The sequence below is a fragment of the Micromonospora saelicesensis genome, assembly GCF_900091575.1.
In the GTDB taxonomy this organism is placed as follows: Bacteria; Actinomycetota; Actinomycetes; order Mycobacteriales; family Micromonosporaceae; genus Micromonospora; species Micromonospora saelicesensis.
The window spans coordinates 1,401,517-1,419,955 of the sequence record NZ_FMCR01000001.1 but is presented as its reverse complement, the minus strand read 5'-3'; the positions used below and the strand labels follow the sequence as shown (position 1 = coordinate 1,419,955).

Here is an 18,439-nt window from a genome sequence, read left to right as displayed (position 1 = left end):
GCGACGAAAGGGGCCGGCGCGTGCGCCGGCCCCTTCCACGTGCCAGGTCGATCAGCTCACGGAGGTGAGCGCGCTCGGCCAACTGTCGCGGAAGATGTCCGCGCTGCGGTCGGTGGCGCTGAACGTGCCGGCGAAGAGGTTGCTCACCCGGCTCGCCTCGGCGGAGCTCGGGTAGGCGTTGGTGCAGCTGGTGCCGGCGCTGCCGCCGGACATCAGCAGGGCGCAGTTTCCGTTGTAGTTGTCCGGCAGGCCGAGGATGTGCCCGATCTCGTGGGTCATGATCCGCAGCACGCTGTACTGGGCGGCCTGCTGGGTGTCGATGTAGACCCGGCCGTTGCCGAGGCTGGTCCGCACGGCGTACGAGCCGCCGCCGGTGATCCGGTAGATGCGCAGGTTGGAGCCGCAGTTGGCGGAGAGCGTCAGGTTGACGGTGGCGTTGTTCCAGATCGAGGCGGCCTGGTTGGCGACGCTGGCGTAGCTTCCCGCCTGGCTGGTGTTGTAGCAGATGGTCATGGCGGCGGACGCGGGCGCCGGGTTGGCGACCGTGATGCCGAGGGTGGCGAGTGTCGTCGCGAGCAACGCGACGGCGAGCCGGTTGAGTCGTGAGGTCATCGCTGACTCCGATCTGGGAGGAGGGGTGCCAGGAGCCTAGCGATATGTATTCACGTTTTTCAATGTCTTGCTCTCGGCTTCGCTGTCTGGTTCGCTCGTAGGTCGCCGACAACCGCGCCGATGCGCTAGCCTAACGATCGTTCAGGTCAGTATGGCGGAGGAGTCGGCGTGACGCTCGACGGTGAGGCACTGGAGCAGCTGCGCAAGCGGGCCCGGTCCGGCGGCGCGGACAAGTACCACGCGGCCAACGCGGCCAAGGGCAAGCTCTTCGCCCGTGAGCGGGTCGCGCTCCTGGTCGACGAGGGCTCGTTCGTCGAGGACGGCCTCTACGCCAACGCGCTCGCCGAGGGGTTGCCCGCCGACGGCGTGGTGACCGGCACCGCCACGATCGACGGCCGACAGGTCTGCCTGATGGCCAACGACTCCACCGTCAAGGCCGGCAGCTGGGGTGCCCGCACCGTCGAGAAGATCATCAGGATCATCGAGCGGGCGTACGGCGCCGGCGTGCCGATGGTCTACCTGGTCGACTCGGCCGGCGCCCGGATCACCGACCAGGTCGATCTCTTCCCCGGTCGGCGTGGCGCCGGCAAGATCTTCTGGAACCAGGTCCGCGCCTCGGGCTCGATCCCACAGGTCTGCGCGCTGTTCGGCCCGAGCGCCGCCGGTGGGGCGTACATCCCGGCGTTCTGCGACGTGGTGGCGCTGGTCGACGGCAACGCCAGCATGTACCTCGGCTCCGACCGGATGGTCGAGATGGTCACCGGCGAGAAGACCACCCTGGAGGCGATGGGCGGGGCGAAGGTGCACACCGCCGAATCCGGCGTGGGGCACTTCCTCTGCAAGACCGAGGCCGACGCGCTCGACGTCGTGAAGACCTACCTGTCGTACCTGCCGGCGAACTGGACGCAGGCGCCGCCGACCGCACCGGCGGTCGCCGCGCCCGCGAAGGCCGACCTGGCCGCCTTGGTGCCGGCCAGTGAGCGGCAGGCGTTCGACATGCGGCGGTACGTCAAGGGCCTGCTCGACGAGGGTTCGTTCTTCGAGATCCAGGCGCTCTGGGCCAAGGAGTTGACCATCGGCTTCGGCCGTCTCGACGGTCAGGTCGTCGGCGTGGTCGGCAACAACTCGATGTTCAAGGGCGGCGTGCTCTTCGTCGACTCGGCCGACAAGGCCACCCGGTTCGTGCAGCTCTGCGACGCGTTCAACGTGCCGCTGCTGTTCCTCAGCGACGTGCCCGGCTTCATGGTCGGCAGCGTGGTGGAGAAGCAGGGCATCATCCGGCACGGCGCCAAGATGATCACCGCGATCTCCGAGGCGACCGTGCCGAAGATCTGCGTGGTGGTCCGCAAGGCGTACGGCGCCGGTCTCTACGCGATGGCCGGCCCCGGGTTCGAGCCGGACGCCACTATCGCGCTGCCGACCGCGAAGATCGCCGTGATGGGCGCCGAGGCTGCCGTGAACGCGGTCTATGCCAACAAGATCGCCGCGATTGCCGACGAGGACGAGCGGGCGGCCTTCGTCGCCGCCAAGCGGGCCGAGTACGAGCAGGACATCGACGTCGTCCGGCTGGCCAGCGAGCTGGTGGTCGACGCCATCGTCGAGCCGCACGACCTGCGCACCGAGCTGGTCCGTCGATTCGCGGCGGCGCGTACCAAGGATCGGCACTTCTCCCGCCGTCGGCACGGCGTCACCCCGGTCTGATCATCGACTCAGGCCCGCACAGCGACCCGCCCCCGGCGTCACGAGCGCCGAGGCGGACCGTCCTTACAGGAGGATGAGATGGACTTCCGGCTCACCGACGAACAAGCGGCGCTGCGCGAGAGCGTGCGGGAATTCGCCCGTGAGGTGATCGCCCCGGTCATCGCCGAGCACTACGAGCAGCACACCTTCCCGTACGAGGTGATCCGGCAGATGGGCAAGATGGGCCTGTTCGGTCTGCCCTTCGCCGAGGAGCACGGCGGCATGGGCGGCGACTACTTCGCCCTCTGCCTGGCCTTGGAGGAGTTGGCCCGGGTCGACTCCAGCGTGGCCATCACGTTGGAGGCGGCGGTCTCACTGGGCGCGATGCCGATCTACCGCTTCGGCACCGAGGAGCAGAAGGCGACCTGGCTGCCCCGGCTGCTCAGCGGCGAGGCGCTGGCCGGCTTCGGTCTCACCGAGCCGGGCACCGGCTCGGACGCCGCCGGCACGCAGACCCGGGCGGTGCTGGACGGCGACGAGTGGGTGATCAACGGGTCGAAGGCGTTCATCACCAACTCGGGGACCGACATCACGGCCATGGTCACGGTCACCGCGGTGACCGGCACGAACCCGGACGGCTCCAAGGAGTTGTCGACGATCATCGTGCCGACCGGCACGCCCGGGTTCACCGTCGCGCCCGGCTACTCCAAGGTGGGCTGGACCGCCTCGGACACCCACGAGCTGACCTTCGACGACTGCCGGGTGCCGGCCGCCAACCTGCTCGGTGCCCGGGGTCGGGGGTTCGCGCAGTTCCTGCGGATCCTCGACGAGGGGCGGATCGCCATCGCCGCGCTCGCCGTCGGCCTCGCCCAGGGCTGCGTCGACGAGTCGATCAAGTACGCGAAGGAGCGGCACGCCTTCGGTCGGCCGATCGGCGCCAACCAGGCCATCCAGTTCAAGATCGCCGACATGGAGCTGAAGGCACACACCGCTCGCCTGGCGTACTACGACGCCGCCGCGCGGATGCTGGCCGGCGAGCCGTTCAAGCGGCAGGCCGCCATCGCCAAACTCCACGCCAGCACGATCGCGGTGGACAACGCCCGGGAGGCCACCCAGATCCACGGAGGGTACGGCTTCATGAACGAGTACCCGGTGGCCCGGTTCTGGCGGGACTCCAAGATCCTGGAGATCGGCGAGGGCACCAGTGAGGTGCAGCGCATGATCATCGCTCGGGATCTGGGCCTCTGAGTGGCCCAGCCGAACTGATCGGCCGGTCGTCCCGGACGGACTGTCCGTACGGCTGTCGGGTTTCGGCGAGCGGGCGTCGGTAGCCCGACGTTCGACTGCCGACCGTCGGAGTCCATCCGTACTCTTCGTGCCCATGACTCCGGATCATGACTGGTCGCGGAGCCCGGCTGGACGTACCACCCTGCCGGAGCTGCTCCGCGGGCATCGACGCGCCGCCGGCCTCACCCAGGCCGAGCTGGCGTCCCGGGCCGGGGTGGGTGTGCGGACGGTGCGTGATCTGGAGCGTGGCCGGTCGGTCCGGCCACAACGCACCACCGTCGAGCTGCTCGCCGGGGCGCTGGCGCTGACCGGCACCAGTCGGGCGGCGTTCCTGGCCGCGGCCCGCGGCGCCGGCGCCGAACCGGCCTCGCTGGACGCCACCTCGACGACGTTCGCGGTGGGCGGCAACGCCACGTCGGCGGCCGCACCCGCCCAACCGTCGGTCGCGCTCCCGCCGCCGGTCGCGTTGATCGGCCGGGAGCGCGACCTCACCGAGCTGGCCGGAATGCTGACCGCGGAGCGAGGACCCAGGTTGGTGAGCCTCGTCGGGTTGGCCGGCGTCGGCAAGACCGCCCTGGCGACGTCGGTGGCGCACCGGGTGGCCGCCGCTCACCCGGCCGGTGTCGCCGGGGTGCTGGTGGGCGAGGGCGCGGACGGTCCGGACGTGCTCGCCGCCTCGATGTCCATGCTCGGCGTGGCGCGCCTGTCCGAACTCGTGGCGCTGCTCGCCGGGCGGCCGACGCTGCTGGTGATGGACGCGGTGGAGCGCGCCCCGGGCCCGGTGGCCGCGACAGTGCACCGGTTGCTCGGCGCACTGCCCTCGCTGCGGGTGCTGGTCACCGGGCGGCACCCGGTCGGGTTGCCCGGTGAGCGGGTCTGGCCGGTCGCGCCGCTCGACGTGCCCCCACCGGAGGCTGAGCACTCCGGGATCGAATCGTGGCCGGCGGTCGCGTTGTTCACCGCCCGGCTCGCTCAGGTCCGCCGGGAGCCACCCACCCCCGCTGAGCTGCCTGCGCTAGCCGCGTTGGTGCGCCGGTTGGGCGGGCTGCCGTTGGCCATCGAGCTGATGGCCGCCCGGGGCCGTCTCCTCGACCTCACCGAACTGCTCGACCGGTACGGCGACCGGGTGCTCGACCTGGCCACTCCCGCCGACGCGGCCGCCCACCCGGCCTGGGACGCACCGGAGGCGCTCAGCAGCCGGACGAGCGGACCCGACACCCGTGCGGCGGTCTCGGTCGCCGTCACCCTGCGGGACGCGGTGGCGTTCAGCTACCGCCTGTTGGCGTCGGACGAACAGGCCGCGCTGCGGCAGCTGGCCGTCTTCGGTAACCGGTGGTCGGTCGAGTTGGCCGAGGAGATGCTCGCCGACGAGGCCGACCGGGACGGCACTGTGGCGATCGACCCGGTTCCACTGTTGGACCGCTTCGTCGAGTTGGGGCTGCTGAGCGTACGCGGAACCGGGTCGTTCCGGTTCCGGCTGCTCGACGCGGTCCGTGACTACGCCGTCGAGCAGGCGACCGGTGCAGGTGAGCTGACCTGCATCCGGCGTCGGCACGCGGAAGTCATCGCGCGCCTCGTGGCCCGTACCGCCACCGACCTGATCGGCCCACGGTTACCCGACGCGGTGCACCGGCTGGACGAGATGAGCAGTGACATCAGCTCGTCGTTGGCCCACGCGGCTACCGACGACCCGTTGACCGCACTGCGGCTGGCGGCCTGCCTGACCCGGTGGTGGCGGTTCCGTGGACGCGACGTCGTCGGGCGGCAGTGGTTGCGGCGGCTGCTGGCGGACCCGCGGACCGCCGATGCCGATCCTCTTCTGCGTGGCTGGGCGGCCCTCGGGGTCGCCCGGCTGGCGGCGGAGCACGGCGCGGGCGCCGAGGAGTTGTCGACGGCCCGTGCGGCGTTGGACACCTTCCGGCAGGCCGGCGACGTCACCGGGGAGTTGGAGGCGCGAAACGTGCTCGGCACCCTGCTGATCTCCGTCGGGCGGCAGGACGAGGCTCGCGAGCAGGCCGAGGCGCTGCTGCGGTTGGCGGCCCGCAACGGGCGGACCCGGGACCTGGCGGTGGCCCAGAACAGCCTCGCCTGGCACGAGATCCGCGTGGGCGATCTGGCTGCGGCCCGCCGCCGGCTAGCCGCGGTGGACCGACTCGCCGCCGAGAGTGGGGAGCAGCGACTGCGGGTGCTGGGCTGGGCCAATCGAGCCGAGGTCGCCCGACTGGAGGGCTTGTACGCGGACGCCATCGATCGTGGCCGGCGGGCGATCGCGGCCCTGTCCGAGCTGGGTGATCCAGGGCGTCGCCGTCGGGTGCTCGGGACCGTCGGGCTGGCGCTCGCCCAGGACGGGCGGGCCGCGGAGGCGACGGAGGTGTTGACCGAGTTGCGCGCCGGGGGCGTGGAGGCGCTGCCGGCGCAGCCGACCGTGCCGCGACCGCGCTCGGACGACGCGGCGCTGGCCTGGGGTGGGCCGGAGGCCGGGCTCTGTGCGCTGATCGAGGGGAACCTGGCGCTGCACCGGGGCGACCGGGAGTTGGCTGCCGAGTGGTTCGCGGCCGCCGCCGACCATGCGGGGCAGGATCGCCGCGACGTGGTGGAGGCGCTGGTCGGGCTGGCTGCCAGCACTGCGGACCCGTCGGTGCTCGATCGACTGGACCGGGTCTGTGCGGAGGGCGGCATCTCGCTGTTGCCACAGGAGTCGGGCCTGCTCTACGCGCTGATCGCCGCCCGAGGCGGACCTGCTTAATGGTCTGCGCTCTCCCCGAGCGGATCGCGACGGGAGAGTGGCGCGGGCGAAGAGCCCCCTTTGGTGCTACCCCTCGCTGATCGCCCGCGCCGTCACCCCCCGGTGATCCCCGGTGCAGGAAGCCTGCCACCGGTGCGGTGGCAGAAAGTCGGCTTGGGACCGAATCCTCCAGCTTTGCTGGGTCAGTTCTGCCGGTCTTTCTGCCGCTGCCGCCGCCCGACGGCGGGTGCTGATCAGTGCCGTCGGGTGGCGTTGTCGGTGGCGGCGACCTGCTCCGGACTGACGTCGTCGCTGCCGGCGGTGGCGCACGGATGCGCGGCGTCGCGGACCCGCCGCAACCCGTCGAGGAGGGCCGCCAGCGCCTCGGGGTCGAGCTGCCCGGTGAACCACTGCTCGATCATCTGCAGATGCCCGGGCAGCGTCTCGTTCAGGCGCTGCATCCCGGAGGCGGTGACCACCGCGTACGAGCTGCGTCGGTCGTTCGGGCAGGCCCGGCGGGTGAGCAACCCGTCGCGCTCCATCCGGTCCACCACACGGGTCACTCCGCTGGTCGACAGGGAGGTCTGTGCGGCAAGGTCGGTCATGCGTAGTTGGTTGCCCGGCGAGCGGGCCAGTCGGGTGATGACCTCGAACTCGACCGCGGAGAGGCCGTGCTCCTCGAGTTGGGCGTTGAACCGGGCTGACAGCCCGGCGTGTGCCTCGAAGAGCAGGCCGACGGCGGTGATCCGGGGATCGTCGAAGACGTTGGTCACCCGTTCATCATACCAGTGCTTGACACGGGGAATGTTGTTGCGGTTATAGTTGCTCAAGCAGTCGTTGGGCTACTAAACAATCTCCTGGAGGACAGCAGCATGACCAGCAGCATCGATGCGGTTACCCGCGACTGGGACGGCCTCACCATCCCGGCGGCCGGCACCTATGCGCTCGACGTGGCGCACAAGCGGGTCGGCTTCGTTGCCCGGCACATGATGGTGAGCAAGGTTCGCGGTGAGTTCAACGAGGCGACCGCCACCATCACCGTCGCCGAGGACCCGCTGCAGTCGTCGGTCGTCGCGACCATTCAGGCCGCCAGCGTCGACACCACCCAGGCCGACCGGGACGCGCACCTGCGCAGCCCCGAGTTCCTGGACGCCGAGAAGTTCCCGACGCTCGAGTTCCGCAGCACCGGGGTCAAGTCCCGTCGCGGCGGCGAGTTCGTGCTCACCGGTGAGCTGACCATCAAGGACGTCACCCGCCCGGTCGAGCTGGAGGTGGAGTTCGAGGGTGTCGGCCGCAGCCCGTTCGGCCAGGACATCTTCGGCTTCTCCGCCAGCACCGAGATCGACCGCGAGGAGTTCGGCCTGACCTGGAACGTCGCCCTGGAGACCGGGGGCGTGCTGGTCAGCCGCAAGATCAAGATCGAGATCGAGGGCGAGGCCGTCCGCCAGGCCTGATCCCCGGGGATCGCCGGAGGGCAGGGGGAATCCTCCCGGCGATCCGGTACGCAGGGCCCGCGCCGCACGTCGGCGCGGGCCCTGCGTCGTTCCCACTGGTGGTAATTGTCACGGCTTGTTCGCACCGCAATCGGGTCCGGCCGCGCGACGACGGGGTACAGATGGCGCCACGAGCGCGTCCGCCCCGGTCGACGTCGGATCACCGCCGTCGGCCCTCTGGCCCCGGTCAGGTGGGCGCTCTTACCGTGGATGCTTCACAAAGCGCTTCCGGGACGGCAGGATCCCGACCGCGCCGGCCGTCGGGAGGACACATGGGCAGGGACGTCTCAGAGGGCGCCTTCACCCGGGATGATCGCGTCCGATATCGGCAGAAGGTGCGGCGGTGCCTGGACGTCTTCGCCCTGATGCTGGACGACTTCGGCTTCGACGCCGACCGGCCGATGACCGGCCTGGAGATCGAACTCAACCTGGTCGACTCGGCCGCCGAGCCGGCGATGCGCAACGAGGAGATCCTCGCCGACATCGCGGACCCCCTCTTCCAGACCGAGTTGGGGCAGTTCAACCTGGAACTCAACGCCGAGCCCCGACTGATCGAGGGCACCGGCTTCGCCGACTACGAGCACGACCTGCGCGGTAGCCTCTCGCGGGCCGACGAGCGTGCCGCCAGGTCCGACGCGAAGATCGTCCTGGTCGGCATCCTGCCCACCCTCACCGAGGGGCACCTGGTCGAGGACAACCTCTCCACCAACGAGCGTTACCGGGTGCTCAACGACCAGATCGTCGGCGCCCGGGGCGAGGACATCGAGCTGGACATTCGCGGCGTCGAGCAGTTGCGCACACACACCGACTCGATCGCCCCGGAGGCCGCCTGCACGAGCCTCCAGTTCCACCTCCAGGTCGCCCCGGACAGCTTCGCCGACTACTGGAACGCGTCCCAGGCCATCGCCGGGGTGCAGGTGGCGGTCGGGGCGAACAGCCCCTTCCTGTACGGCCGCCAACTGTGGGCCGAAACGCGGATCGCCCTGTTCCAGCAGGCCACCGACACCCGCCCGGACGAGCTGAAGGCCCAGGGCGTACGGCCGCGGGTGTGGTTCGGCGAACGGTGGATCACCTCGATCTTCGACCTGTTCGAGGAGAACGTCCGGTACTTCCCGCCGCTGCTGCCGATCTGCGAGGACGAGGACCCGGTGGAGGTCCTGCACGCCGGCGGTGTGCCACAGCTCGGGGAGCTGCGGTTGCACAACGGCACCGTCTACCGGTGGAACCGTCCGGTCTACGACATCATGAACGGCCGCCCCCACCTGCGGGTGGAGAACCGGGTGCTGCCGGCTGGTCCGACGGTGGTGGACATGCTGGCCAACGCCGCCTTCTACTTCGGGCTGGTACGCGGTCTGGCCGAGGCCGACCGACCGATCTGGAGTCAACTCACCTTCAGCTCCGCCGAGGAGAACTTCCACGCCGCCGCCCGACGTGGCCTCGACGCCGTGCTGCACTGGCCCGGGCTTGGCGACGTGCCGGTCACCAAGCTGGTCCTGGACCAACTGCTGCCCACCGCCGCCACCGGCCTGGACGGGTTCGGTGTCGCCCCGGCGCAGCGGGACCGGCTGCTCGACATCATCGAGCAGCGCTGCCGTACCGGCCGCAACGGCGCCGCCTGGCAGACCGAGGTGGTCTGGGCGGCGGAGCGGCACCACGGCATGGATCGCACGGCCGCGCTGCACCACATGGTCCAGCGCTACGCCGAACTCCAGCGCACCAACCAACCCGTCCACACCTGGCCTACCACCTGACCCACCCCGCCCCACCCCACCTGACCCACCCGCCCCACCCCCCGCGATGAACGCGTTGATCATGAAGTTATTGCCATGACACGCCGAGCGAGGTGGCAATAACTTCATGATCAACAGGGTGGGTGGGGGCCCGGGTGGGGTGGGCGGTTAGTCGGTGGTGGGGCGGGTGGTGCGGCGGGCTGCTCGGGTGCGCCGGCTGGTGGGGGTCAGGTCCTCTGCCGCTGTTGCTTCGATGGGACCGGCCGGCTTCGCGAGGTCTGGGTCCGTACGCGGGGCGGGAACCTGCGGTGCGGCGGTGGCGTCGCCCGGCAGTGAGCCCGTCCGGGGCGTCTGCGGTGGGGCGTCGGCCCTCCTGCGCCGCGCTGCGGTTCCGGCGGTCGAGCCTGAGGTTGTGGTCGTCGAGCCGGAGACCGGCGGTGGGGGCTCGCTCTCGGCGATCGGGGCCGGGTCGGCCACCGTGTCCCGAGGCACCGCACCCGGCTTGGTCGAGCGGCTCTGTTTAGCCGGGCGGTTCCGTTCGCTTCGCTCGCCGAGGCGGGCGGCCAGCACCGAGCCGCCGATACCGGCGATCACCGCGTACGGGGCGATCAGCTGGGTGGACAGCTGCGCGGGACCCAGCGTCGACCAGTGCGGCAGCGTGGTCAGGTAGGCGAGCGCGACGAGCACCGGGCCTGCCGCGCCGGAGGCTGCCGCACCCACGCGGTGCCCGCCGGAGCGGGCGGACCGCCGGGCGGCCAGTACGCCGATCAGCAGCGCGGGCACCAGTGCCAGCAACGCGCCGGGCCAGTAGATCTGGCCCCCGATCCAGTACCGGGCGTGGTCCGGGTCGAACTGCCAGGTGCCGAGTTGCGCGCCGGTCAGCCCTCGTCCGACGCGTACCCCGTCGATCACGGAGATCACCGCGAGCAGCCAGAGCCAGGCGGCCGTCGCGGTCACGTTCACCGCGGCGGCTCGGGAGCGAAGCGCCCAGATCGCGACGAGGACGCCGATCAGGATGCCCAGCGTCGCCTGTACGGCGGCCGTCCGTTGCGGAGCGCCGGTGTCCGCGCCGGTCGCGACCCGCGCGGGTACCGCGATCAACAGCACCGTGACCAGCCCGCCCAGCCCGGCGCCAAGCGCCAGGGCCACCCGGCGCAGCAGGCCACCGCTGTCGTGGACCGGCGGATCAGCCACCGGTGGCGGCGTGTCCACCGCCTCCGGCCGCGCGGTGTCGACGGCCGGAGGAGGCCCGTCGGCCGGGCTCTCGTGCTCCGGTGCCCGATCGTCGAGGTGCGGGCCCTCGTGGCGGGCACCACCACCGTCGGGAGACGTCTCCGAAGAGACCACGGCCTTGGCCGGGGCGTTCCGTTGGTGCAGCCGCTGCGCGCAGACCGCGCCGAGGACCGTCGAACTGGCGGCGAGCCACGTGGCCCAGGCGAGGCCGTCCGCCCAGGCCGTGTCGGTCGCACCGGCATCGGTGGGCGTCCAGGTGATGACGCCGAGCCCGTAGCCGAAGCCCAGTTGTGCGGCACCCGCGCCGGCAGCGACCCCGATCGCCGTTGCGATCGATACTCCCCAGCCCTGTCTGGCCATGCCGGGCAGCGTAACGTCCCGTCGTCGGCGCGGCGAGTCGCAGAGACCCGCCGGTGTGGACCGCCGGTGCGGGCGGGTTGGGCGGCGGGCGGTACGGTCGCCGGTGATGAGGCGGTGGGCGTTATGACGGACACGAACACGGGCCAGCAGAATGCCGCCGGTGGCGGTGCGGGCCGGGCCAGCGTCGTGCTCGGTGGTGGGTTGGCGGCGGTGCTGCTCGCCGCCGTGGGCGCGACCGGCGGCTGGTTGCTGGCCGGCGAGGACGACGCGCCCTCTGGTGATCCGCTGGCCGTTGCGACCACGGCTGGCGCGTCGACCAGTAGGGCCACCGCACCCCGACCGAGCAGCGGCCGGCCGACACCGTCGGCGGTCCAGACCTCCGCCACCTCGACCAAGGGGGCCGGCCTGACCGTGCCGCCGGTGATCGGCACCGACTTCGAGCAGGCCCGGGAGACGCTGCGCAAGCAGCGGCTGGGTTGGCGGCTGGTCTTCGGTGGCGGCGTCGGCCGTACGGTCGAGAGCACCACACCGGACGTGGGCACCGAGGTCGCCCGGGGGACGACCGTGCAACTACAGGTCGCCGGGCCGGCGCCGGCCGCCGAGGTGCCGGACGTGGTCGGCAAGAGTTGCGCCGACGCCGCCGACGAGTTGGTCGACGAGGGCCTCTACCCGCGCTACGTCAGCGGACGCACTGGGAAGGTCAGCCGGCAGGAGCCCGCCGAGGACGGCCCGGCCCGGTGGAACGACCAGGTCAGCATCTGGTGTGGCTCCGACGGCCAGCCGACCACGAAACCCACGCCCTGATTCAAGGCCGGCGGGTTCGAGCCTCCCGGCCCCTACCTGCGTCCTGTCTCGCGGACAGCCGGCGCGGCTCGGCACGCTGATCCCCACCGATGGCGGTGTGGGCGACTAGGTTGGCGGTCGAGGGCCATGACGCCCGTCCGGGTTCGGGAAAGGACGTGCGATGAGCGACGACCGCCAGGAGCCTCCCGCCGGCGAGCACGACGACGACCGGACCCGCCCCCTGCCCTCCGCCGCTGATCGGCCGGCCCCGGCCGGGCCCGCCGCCGACGGACCGGACGAGACGGCACCGATCGACCGGACCGTCCCGGCTCGTCCCGACCTGTCGCCCGACCAGACCATGCCGATTGACCAGTCCGCCGGCACCAGGCCGGGTCCGGCGGCCGACCGGACAGCGCCGATACCGCCGTCGTGGTCCGGTCGGGCCGAGGTGCGCTCGCCCCGACCTGATGACCCCGCGGGCGAGTGGTACGTCGAGGAACAGGGTGGTCGGCGGTGGTGGCTGCCGATCCTCTGGGGCGTACTGGCGCTGTTGCTCGCAGGCCTGCTCGGGGGTGCGCTGTGGTTGGTGCGTGCCCAGCAGGAGGACGACCGCAACGATCCGGGGCCCACCCCGTCCCCTCCGCCGACCAGTGCCCCCAGCACCCCGCCGACCAGCGCAGCCCCCACGTCGGCGGCGCCCACCAGTGAGTCGCCGAGCAGCCCGCCGACTACTGACGCGCCGGAGGAACTGCCGGTGCCACCGCTCGCTGGGCTGCCGCAGGCCACCGCCGAGGGGCTGTTGACCGGGCTCGGCCTGCCCTACCGGGTGGTGTACCGCCCGTCGGAGCTGCCGCCGGGGACGGTGGTGGGGACCGAGCCGGAGGCGGGCACGTCGGTGTCGACCGACGACGAGGTGTTGTTGATCATTTCGCAGGCCGAGCCACCGACCGGGGCGAGTCCGACCACGCCGAGCCCTACGGTGACGAGCACGCCGTGACCGCTGGTCACCACATCCGGCGGCGGGTGCCGACGAGGCCGATGCCGGCCAGCGAGATGGCGAGGCCGAAGATGCCGGACCAGAAGAGGGAGCGGCGGATGTCCGTGGCGCTGTGCCCGGCCGAAGCGGCTTCGGTGAGTTCCTGACGGCCGTCGGACTGGCTGCCGGCACCCAGACCGGACACCGGTCCGGTCGGGTCGGCACCACCAGCGTGGTCGGCCGGGGAGCCGGTGTCGATCCAACCGGGTTCCTCGTAGACCGACTGACCGTCGCCCGTCGGCGGGTCGGAGTCGAGCACGGTGATCTCTGGTGCGGGCACCGGTGCGGTCAGCCGGGTGGACGACATCGCCGGGTCGCGGACGAGGACCAGGAGTGTCGCCATCGCCCCGAGGAGGGCGAGGAGTCCGAAGGCATAGGCGATACGGGAGCGGTGGTGCCGCCGCAGGGCGGGCTGATTGACCATGACCATCCCAGGGTCAGGGTCCTGGACGAGCGGGTGGAACGGTGCCGGGGTGGGCGTACCAATTCTATGGCGACGGCACGCCCACCGGCGGCGGTTCGGGTCGGTCAGCCCACCCGGAGCGGGGTACGCGCGACCGGGCGGCGGGCCCGCACGGTGTGCGGGCGGGGTTCGGGGGCGGCCTGCAGTTGCTGCAGCCCTTCCCGCTGGACGAAGATCGACCGTCGGGTGACCGCGTCGCCCGCGGCGTTCAACTCGTAGCCGTCGAGCCAGAGCCAGCCGTCATAGGTCGGCCAGTCGAGCACCCGGATCACCCGGAACTTGATCGGCCTGAGGAACTGGACACTCGCCGCGCGTGTCACGTGCAGTACGTCACCGGTGCGGGGAAGCACATGGGCTCCTGGGGAGGATCGGCCGGCGGTTGCGCCGGCGGTGCCTGAACGGGGGACGTCTCGGCCGGTGACGGGGTCGTGCCTCGTGAACCGGTGGTGCGGATGGCGGTGGTCGGGCCGTACCCCGCTGGTGACGTGCCGCCACCCGACCACCACCCGGTTGCTTCCGGGAACGCGCCCGCCGCCGCAGCTTGCCGGCTTGCAGCGGCGGGGTCCTTACCCCGGAGCAGGTCTCGTTGTCGTCGGCCGGGCCGGCGCCGTGCCCGGCTTCCCCAGAGCGGTGGGGTCACCACTCCGAGGGACCGAGCGGAGACGCTGAGTGATCCGTGCCATACGGACAGAGTGCATCAGGGACGTGCTTCATGCAAGTTGCACGTCGACTTTTGCCGATACGTGAGCGTGTCGCGCGAAAGGCCTATTGAAGCCATCCGCGTCCGGGCGGCAGACTGGGGGCCGGTTTCGCCCGTCGCGGCCGGCCGAGGACCGGCACCACCCCCTTCGTCGCGAACGCTCGCCGGTTGACGGTCGCGCCCCCGGCGGGTGTCACCCAGTGGCGCGTTACCGGAGGTAGCCCGAGTGGGGTCGAGCAGCCAGCGGCGGGGACCAGTGACTCACGGGTTGCGCGATGAGTGAGCGGCGCAGTCCCACCATCAGACGGCGGCGGCTCGGGGCCGAGCTGCGCCGCCAGCGGGAGTCCGCCGGGATCACCATCGAGGTGGTCGCCGAACAGTTGGAGTGCTCGGCGTCGAAGGTCTCCCGGATCGAGACCGGGCACACCACTGCCACACCACGCGACGTGCGGGACATGCTGCGGATCTACGGCGTGGTCGGCGCCGAGAGCGACGAGCTCGTGCAGATCGCCCGGGAGGCCCGCCAGAAGGGCTGGTGGCACCCCTACAGCACGGTGCTCGTCGGCGCGTACGTCGGGCTGGAGGCGGCGGCCAGTTCGATCCGGGCGTACGAACAGCAGGTCGTTCCGGGTCTTCTGGAGACCGAGGAGTACGCCGGGGCCATGATCCGTGCCGCTCGGCCGGACTTCACGGCCGATCAGGTGCACCAAAGAGTGCGTGTCCGTTTGGGCCGTCAGTCGTTATTGACCCAGGACGATCCGGTCGATCTGTGGGTGGTGCTCGATGAGGCGGTGGTAAGTCGGCCGGTGGGCGGGGACGAGGTGATGCGCGGCCAACTCAAGCGGTTGGTCGAGGTGGCCGAGTTGCCGAACGTGACGCTGCAGATCCTGCCCTTCGAGGTGGGTGCGCATGCCGGCATGGACGGCACTTTCACGATCCTCAGCTTCCCTGAGCCCGGTGATCCGGATGTTGTGTACGCGGAGAACGCCACGGGTGGGCTTTTCCTCGAGAAGAGCGACGAACTACAGAAGTACAGCTTCATCTTCGATCACATCCGCGCTGCGGCCATACGTCCGGAGGAGTCCGTCGCACACATCGCAAAACTGGCAGAGGAGCCGTTGTGGAAATGGCGACCAAAGGGTTCCCCGTGGACCTGACGCAGGCAGCATGGTTCAAGAGCTCGAAGAGCGGGCCGAACTGTGACAACTGCGTGGAGGTGGCGTACGTGACGGGGGCGGTCGGAGTGCGGGACTCGAAGGACAAGGCGGGCCCCGCCCTGGTCTTCGCACCGGGTGACTGGCACTCCTTCGTTGCCGGCACCAGGGGTGGTGTGTTCGGCGCGGTCTGACCGACTGGTCAATGGAGTCCCCGTTCGGTTCGCCGGACGGGGACTCTGGCGTGTCCGCGGTAGGAGCGGCTGACGGTCGCGTCGCGGCCTGGGGTCGGCGAGGTTCCGTCGGGATTCCCGTCGCCAGAGCGTCCCCGTCTCGTTGAACCGGTCGGTACGGCGCTGGTCGACGACCCGCCGCACCGACCCGCAACCGAGCGAGTAGGCGAGACGGATGACGACGATCGGTTCAGACAACCTCACCACCGGTCCGGCCAAACCGGAGCGGTTCGGTGGCAAGTACCGCGGCGCTCGTCGGGACACGGTTCTGACCGAGGTGGTCTCGACCGACCAGGAGTTGAGCGGGCGGGAGGGTGCCTCCGAGACGACGGATCCCCCGCTCTCGCTCCCCTCACTGGACCCGAACCCGCTGATCGAGCCGTCGTTCCCGCCCACGGGCTGGCCGATGGAGCCGCCCGAGTCCCTCGCGGACCACCCGTTGCTGCGTGGTCTGCTGATGGAGTTGCCGCCGAAGGGCACCGTGCCCTCGCAGGACTGGCTGGACCGCTGGTTCGAGGCGACCAGGTCGATCCTGGAGCTGCTATACGTGCAGAGCGCCAGCCGCCCGCGTTGACCCTGCGACGGCGGGCTGGGCCCGCTCCGCGAAGCGGTTGTGGCGCAGCGCGTGCCGGACCCCGATGGCGATCACCGCGAGCGCGCCCACGGTGATCGCCGGCCCGGTGACGCCGGGATCGGCTCCAAGGTCGGCGCCGGCGGCGGCGATCAACGCCGGCACCGTGGCCAGGGCGGTGACCTGTAGGGGCAGCCCGACGAGCGGGTGGGCCGCGGCAGCGCGCAGCCCGTGCGGCGCGGGGGTGGCGGGGGCACTGGCGAACGCGCCCGCACCGGCCCACAGCCGGCGGATCCGTCGTACCGAGCAGACCGCCGCCACGAGCGCCGGGCCGGCGGCCAGGGTGAGCCCGGCGGCGGCCCGGTCTACCGGCGCGGTGCCGGCGCTGAGCAGCCCGCCACCGAGCACGGCCGCGGTGAGCGCCACGCCGGTGAGGGCCAGCACCAGCAACCATCCGGTACGCCGACGCAGCATGCGGGTGTTGCGCAGCCGGGGAAGGCCGTCGGCAACAACGCCGGCGGCCAGCCAGACGGCGGCGACCGGAAGCAGGATGGTGAGCTGGCTCTCCATGTTCGAGAGTCTTTCCCGAATCCCGGCGAGGCGAATCCGGGCCTGTCCCCCGTTCGCCCCGGACGCCGGGCCCGTAGGGGGTCATCACTCGAAGGTTATGGCCGTTTCGACATGTTCAACTGCCCGACGCCTGACTTACCCTCAGCTAGATCGGCGAGTGTCGATTGATGTTGGGACCGGTGGTCACGTTCCACTGCCGGTCAGAGGGAGGTAGGAAATGGGTCTTCCACGAAGGTCCGTACTGATCGGGGTGGCTGCGGCGACCGTGCTGGCCGTCGGTACCCCAGCCCTGGCCGCCGAACCCGTGGGTGTGGTTCGGGCCGCCGGCGGAGCCACCGCCGTGCCGGACAGCTACATCGTCGTACTCAAGGACAGCGCCGTGGCCCGGGACCGGGTCGGCGACACCGCGAAGCGGCTCTCCGGCCGCCACGGCGGCACTGTGGCCCGCACCTACGGCGCGGCGCTGCGCGGCTTCGAGGTCAAGGTCAGCGCCAGCGCGGCGGCGCGGATCGCGGCCGACCCGGCGGTGGCGTACGTCGAGCAGAACCACACCGTCTCGATCTCCGGCACGCAGGCCAACCCGCCGTCCTGGGGCCTCGACCGGATCGACCAGCGCAACCTGCCGTTGAACAGCTCCTACACCTACCCGAACACGGCGAGCAACGTGCACGCCTACATCATCGACACCGGCATCCGGTTCTCCCACAACGACTTCGGCGGCCGGGCCACCTCCGGCTACGACGCGGTGGACGGCGGGTCGGCCGACGACTGCAACGGGCACGGCACGCACGTGGCCGGCACTGTCGGCGGATCCGCGTACGGGGTGGCCAAGGCCGTCCAGCTCGTCGGCGTACGGGTGCTGAACTGCTCCGGCAGTGGCACCAACGCCGGTGTGATCGGCGGCGTCGACTGGGTCACCGCGAACGCGATCAAGCCGGCGGTGGCGAACATGAGCCTCGGCGGCGGCGCGAACAGCTCACTGGACAACGCCGTCCGCAACTCGATCGCCTCGGGTGTCACGTATGGGCTGGCGGCCGGCAACGACAACGGCGCGAACGCCTGCAACACCTCGCCGGCGCGTACCACGGAAGCCATCACGGTGGGCTCGACGACCAGCTCGGACGCCCGGTCGTCGTTCTCCAACGTCGGCACCTGCCTGGACATCTTCGCGCCCGGCTCGTCGATCACCTCGGCCTGGTACAACAGCAACACCGCTACCAACACGATCAGCGGCACCTCGATGGCCACCCCGCACGTGGTCGGAGCGGCGGCCCTGGTGGCCAGCGCCAACCCGAGCTGGACCCCGGCTCAGGTCCGCAACCAACTGGTGGCCAACGCCACCCCCAACGTGGTGGGCAACCCCGGCTCGGGCTCGCCGAACCTCTTGCTCTACGTGGGCACCGGCAGCACCCCGCCGCCGCCCACCGGCTGCACCGGCACCAACGGCACCGACGTGTCGATCCCGGACGCCGGCTCGGCGGTGACCAGCTCGATCACCATCTCCGGCTGCGGTCGCAACGCCTCCTCGGCCTCCACCGTGGCGGTGAACATCGTGCACACCTACCGCGGTGACCTGGTCATCGACCTGCTCGCCCCGGACGGCAGCTCGTACCGGCTGAAGAACAGCAGCACCTCGGACAGCGCCGACAACGTGAACGCCACGTACACGGCCAACGTGTCCGGTGAGGCCGCCGACGGCATCTGGCGACTCCAGGTGCGGGACACCTACTCGGCCGACACCGGCTACATCAACACCTGGACCCTGACCGTCTGACCGGTCTTCCACGACCGAGGCCCCACCCGGGCACG

17 protein-coding genes are annotated in these 18,439 nt (G+C 71.2%); 11 read left to right on the top strand and 6 right to left on the bottom strand.

Translation table 11 applies throughout. The features are described 5' to 3' along the window. Positions 1 to 51 precede the first annotated feature (51 nt). Complete coding sequence (locus GA0070561_RS06720; protein ID WP_091396410.1) at positions 52 to 612, bottom strand: snapalysin family zinc-dependent metalloprotease; 561 nt, start codon at positions 610 to 612, stop codon at positions 52 to 54. Between the two features lie 168 nt (positions 613 to 780). On the opposite strand from GA0070561_RS06720, the gene GA0070561_RS06715 reads away from it, so the two are divergent. From GA0070561_RS06715 to GA0070561_RS06705, 3 genes are all read left to right on the top strand, one after another. Next, a complete protein-coding gene (locus GA0070561_RS06715) occupies positions 781 to 2,313 on the top strand; it encodes an acyl-CoA carboxylase subunit beta (RefSeq protein WP_091396407.1) in 1,533 nt (510 codons plus the stop codon). A 78-nt stretch (positions 2,314 to 2,391) separates the two neighbouring features. Further along, positions 2,392 to 3,540, top strand: a complete 1,149-nt coding sequence (locus GA0070561_RS06710; protein WP_091396403.1) for an acyl-CoA dehydrogenase family protein — start codon at positions 2,392 to 2,394, stop codon at positions 3,538 to 3,540. A gap of 133 nt (positions 3,541 to 3,673) precedes the next feature. Continuing rightward, on the top strand, positions 3,674 to 6,325 hold the full coding sequence (locus GA0070561_RS06705; protein WP_091396400.1) for an ATP-binding protein: 2,652 nt from the start codon (positions 3,674 to 3,676) through the stop codon (positions 6,323 to 6,325). Positions 6,326 to 6,558: 233 nt separating this feature from the next. On the opposite strand, the gene GA0070561_RS06700 is transcribed toward GA0070561_RS06705, so the two are convergent. After that, a complete protein-coding gene (locus tag GA0070561_RS06700; protein WP_091396397.1) occupies positions 6,559 to 7,077 on the bottom strand; it encodes a MarR family winged helix-turn-helix transcriptional regulator in 519 nt (172 codons plus the stop codon). A gap of 99 nt (positions 7,078 to 7,176) precedes the next feature. Between GA0070561_RS06700 and GA0070561_RS06695 the strand changes: the two genes are divergently transcribed. Both GA0070561_RS06695 and GA0070561_RS06690 read left to right on the top strand, forming a co-directional pair. Further along, positions 7,177 to 7,758 (top strand): YceI family protein, encoded by a 582-nt coding sequence (locus GA0070561_RS06695; RefSeq protein ID WP_091396394.1) that lies wholly within the window; start codon positions 7,177 to 7,179, stop codon positions 7,756 to 7,758. 311 nt (positions 7,759 to 8,069) lie between these two features. Then, complete coding sequence (locus tag GA0070561_RS06690) at positions 8,070 to 9,548, top strand: glutamate-cysteine ligase family protein (RefSeq protein ID WP_091396391.1); 1,479 nt, start codon at positions 8,070 to 8,072, stop codon at positions 9,546 to 9,548. A 147-nt stretch (positions 9,549 to 9,695) separates the two neighbouring features. Here GA0070561_RS06690 and GA0070561_RS06685 read toward each other — a convergent pair whose 3' ends face one another. Beyond that, positions 9,696 to 11,120, bottom strand: coding sequence for a hypothetical protein (locus GA0070561_RS06685; protein WP_091396387.1), 1,425 nt, complete (start codon positions 11,118 to 11,120; stop codon positions 9,696 to 9,698). 123 nt (positions 11,121 to 11,243) lie between these two features. On the opposite strand from GA0070561_RS06685, the gene GA0070561_RS06680 reads away from it, so the two are divergent. Beyond that, complete coding sequence (locus tag GA0070561_RS06680) at positions 11,244 to 11,924, top strand: PASTA domain-containing protein (RefSeq protein ID WP_091396384.1); 681 nt, start codon at positions 11,244 to 11,246, stop codon at positions 11,922 to 11,924. Between the two features lie 160 nt (positions 11,925 to 12,084). Then, positions 12,085 to 12,900 (top strand): PASTA domain-containing protein, encoded by an 816-nt coding sequence (locus tag GA0070561_RS06675; protein ID WP_091396381.1) that lies wholly within the window; start codon positions 12,085 to 12,087, stop codon positions 12,898 to 12,900. A 7-nt stretch (positions 12,901 to 12,907) separates the two neighbouring features. On the opposite strand, the gene GA0070561_RS06670 is transcribed toward GA0070561_RS06675, so the two are convergent. Further along, positions 12,908 to 13,363, bottom strand: a complete 456-nt coding sequence (locus tag GA0070561_RS06670; protein WP_244166078.1) for a hypothetical protein — start codon at positions 13,361 to 13,363, stop codon at positions 12,908 to 12,910. A gap of 104 nt (positions 13,364 to 13,467) precedes the next feature. Continuing rightward, on the bottom strand, positions 13,468 to 13,752 hold the full coding sequence (locus GA0070561_RS06665) for a hypothetical protein (RefSeq protein ID WP_091396374.1): 285 nt from the start codon (positions 13,750 to 13,752) through the stop codon (positions 13,468 to 13,470). A 625-nt stretch (positions 13,753 to 14,377) separates the two neighbouring features. Here GA0070561_RS06665 and GA0070561_RS06660 point away from each other — a divergent pair. The 3 genes from GA0070561_RS06660 to GA0070561_RS06650 all read left to right on the top strand — a co-directional run bounded on the left by GA0070561_RS06660 (position 14,378) and on the right by GA0070561_RS06650 (position 16,063). Next, complete coding sequence (locus GA0070561_RS06660) at positions 14,378 to 15,259, top strand: helix-turn-helix domain-containing protein (protein WP_091396372.1); 882 nt, start codon at positions 14,378 to 14,380, stop codon at positions 15,257 to 15,259. Further along, positions 15,229 to 15,450 carry a DUF397 domain-containing protein gene (locus tag GA0070561_RS06655; protein WP_091396369.1) on the top strand — a complete coding sequence of 74 codons (222 nt, stop codon included), beginning with the start codon at positions 15,229 to 15,231 and terminating at the stop codon, positions 15,448 to 15,450. Before GA0070561_RS06660 ends, GA0070561_RS06655 begins: the two co-directional genes overlap by 31 nt. Positions 15,451 to 15,664: 214 nt before the next feature. Then, a complete protein-coding gene (locus tag GA0070561_RS06650) occupies positions 15,665 to 16,063 on the top strand; it encodes a hypothetical protein (protein WP_091396368.1) in 399 nt (132 codons plus the stop codon). Here the strand turns inward: GA0070561_RS06650 and GA0070561_RS06645 are convergent. Then, positions 16,031 to 16,630 carry a hypothetical protein gene (locus GA0070561_RS06645; protein WP_091396364.1) on the bottom strand — a complete coding sequence of 200 codons (600 nt, stop codon included), beginning with the start codon at positions 16,628 to 16,630 and terminating at the stop codon, positions 16,031 to 16,033. The genes GA0070561_RS06650 and GA0070561_RS06645 overlap by 33 nt on opposite strands. A gap of 217 nt (positions 16,631 to 16,847) precedes the next feature. On the opposite strand from GA0070561_RS06645, the gene GA0070561_RS06640 reads away from it, so the two are divergent. Next, positions 16,848 to 18,404 (top strand): S8 family peptidase, encoded by a 1,557-nt coding sequence (locus GA0070561_RS06640; RefSeq protein WP_091396362.1) that lies wholly within the window; start codon positions 16,848 to 16,850, stop codon positions 18,402 to 18,404. Positions 18,405 to 18,439 lie beyond the last annotated feature (35 nt).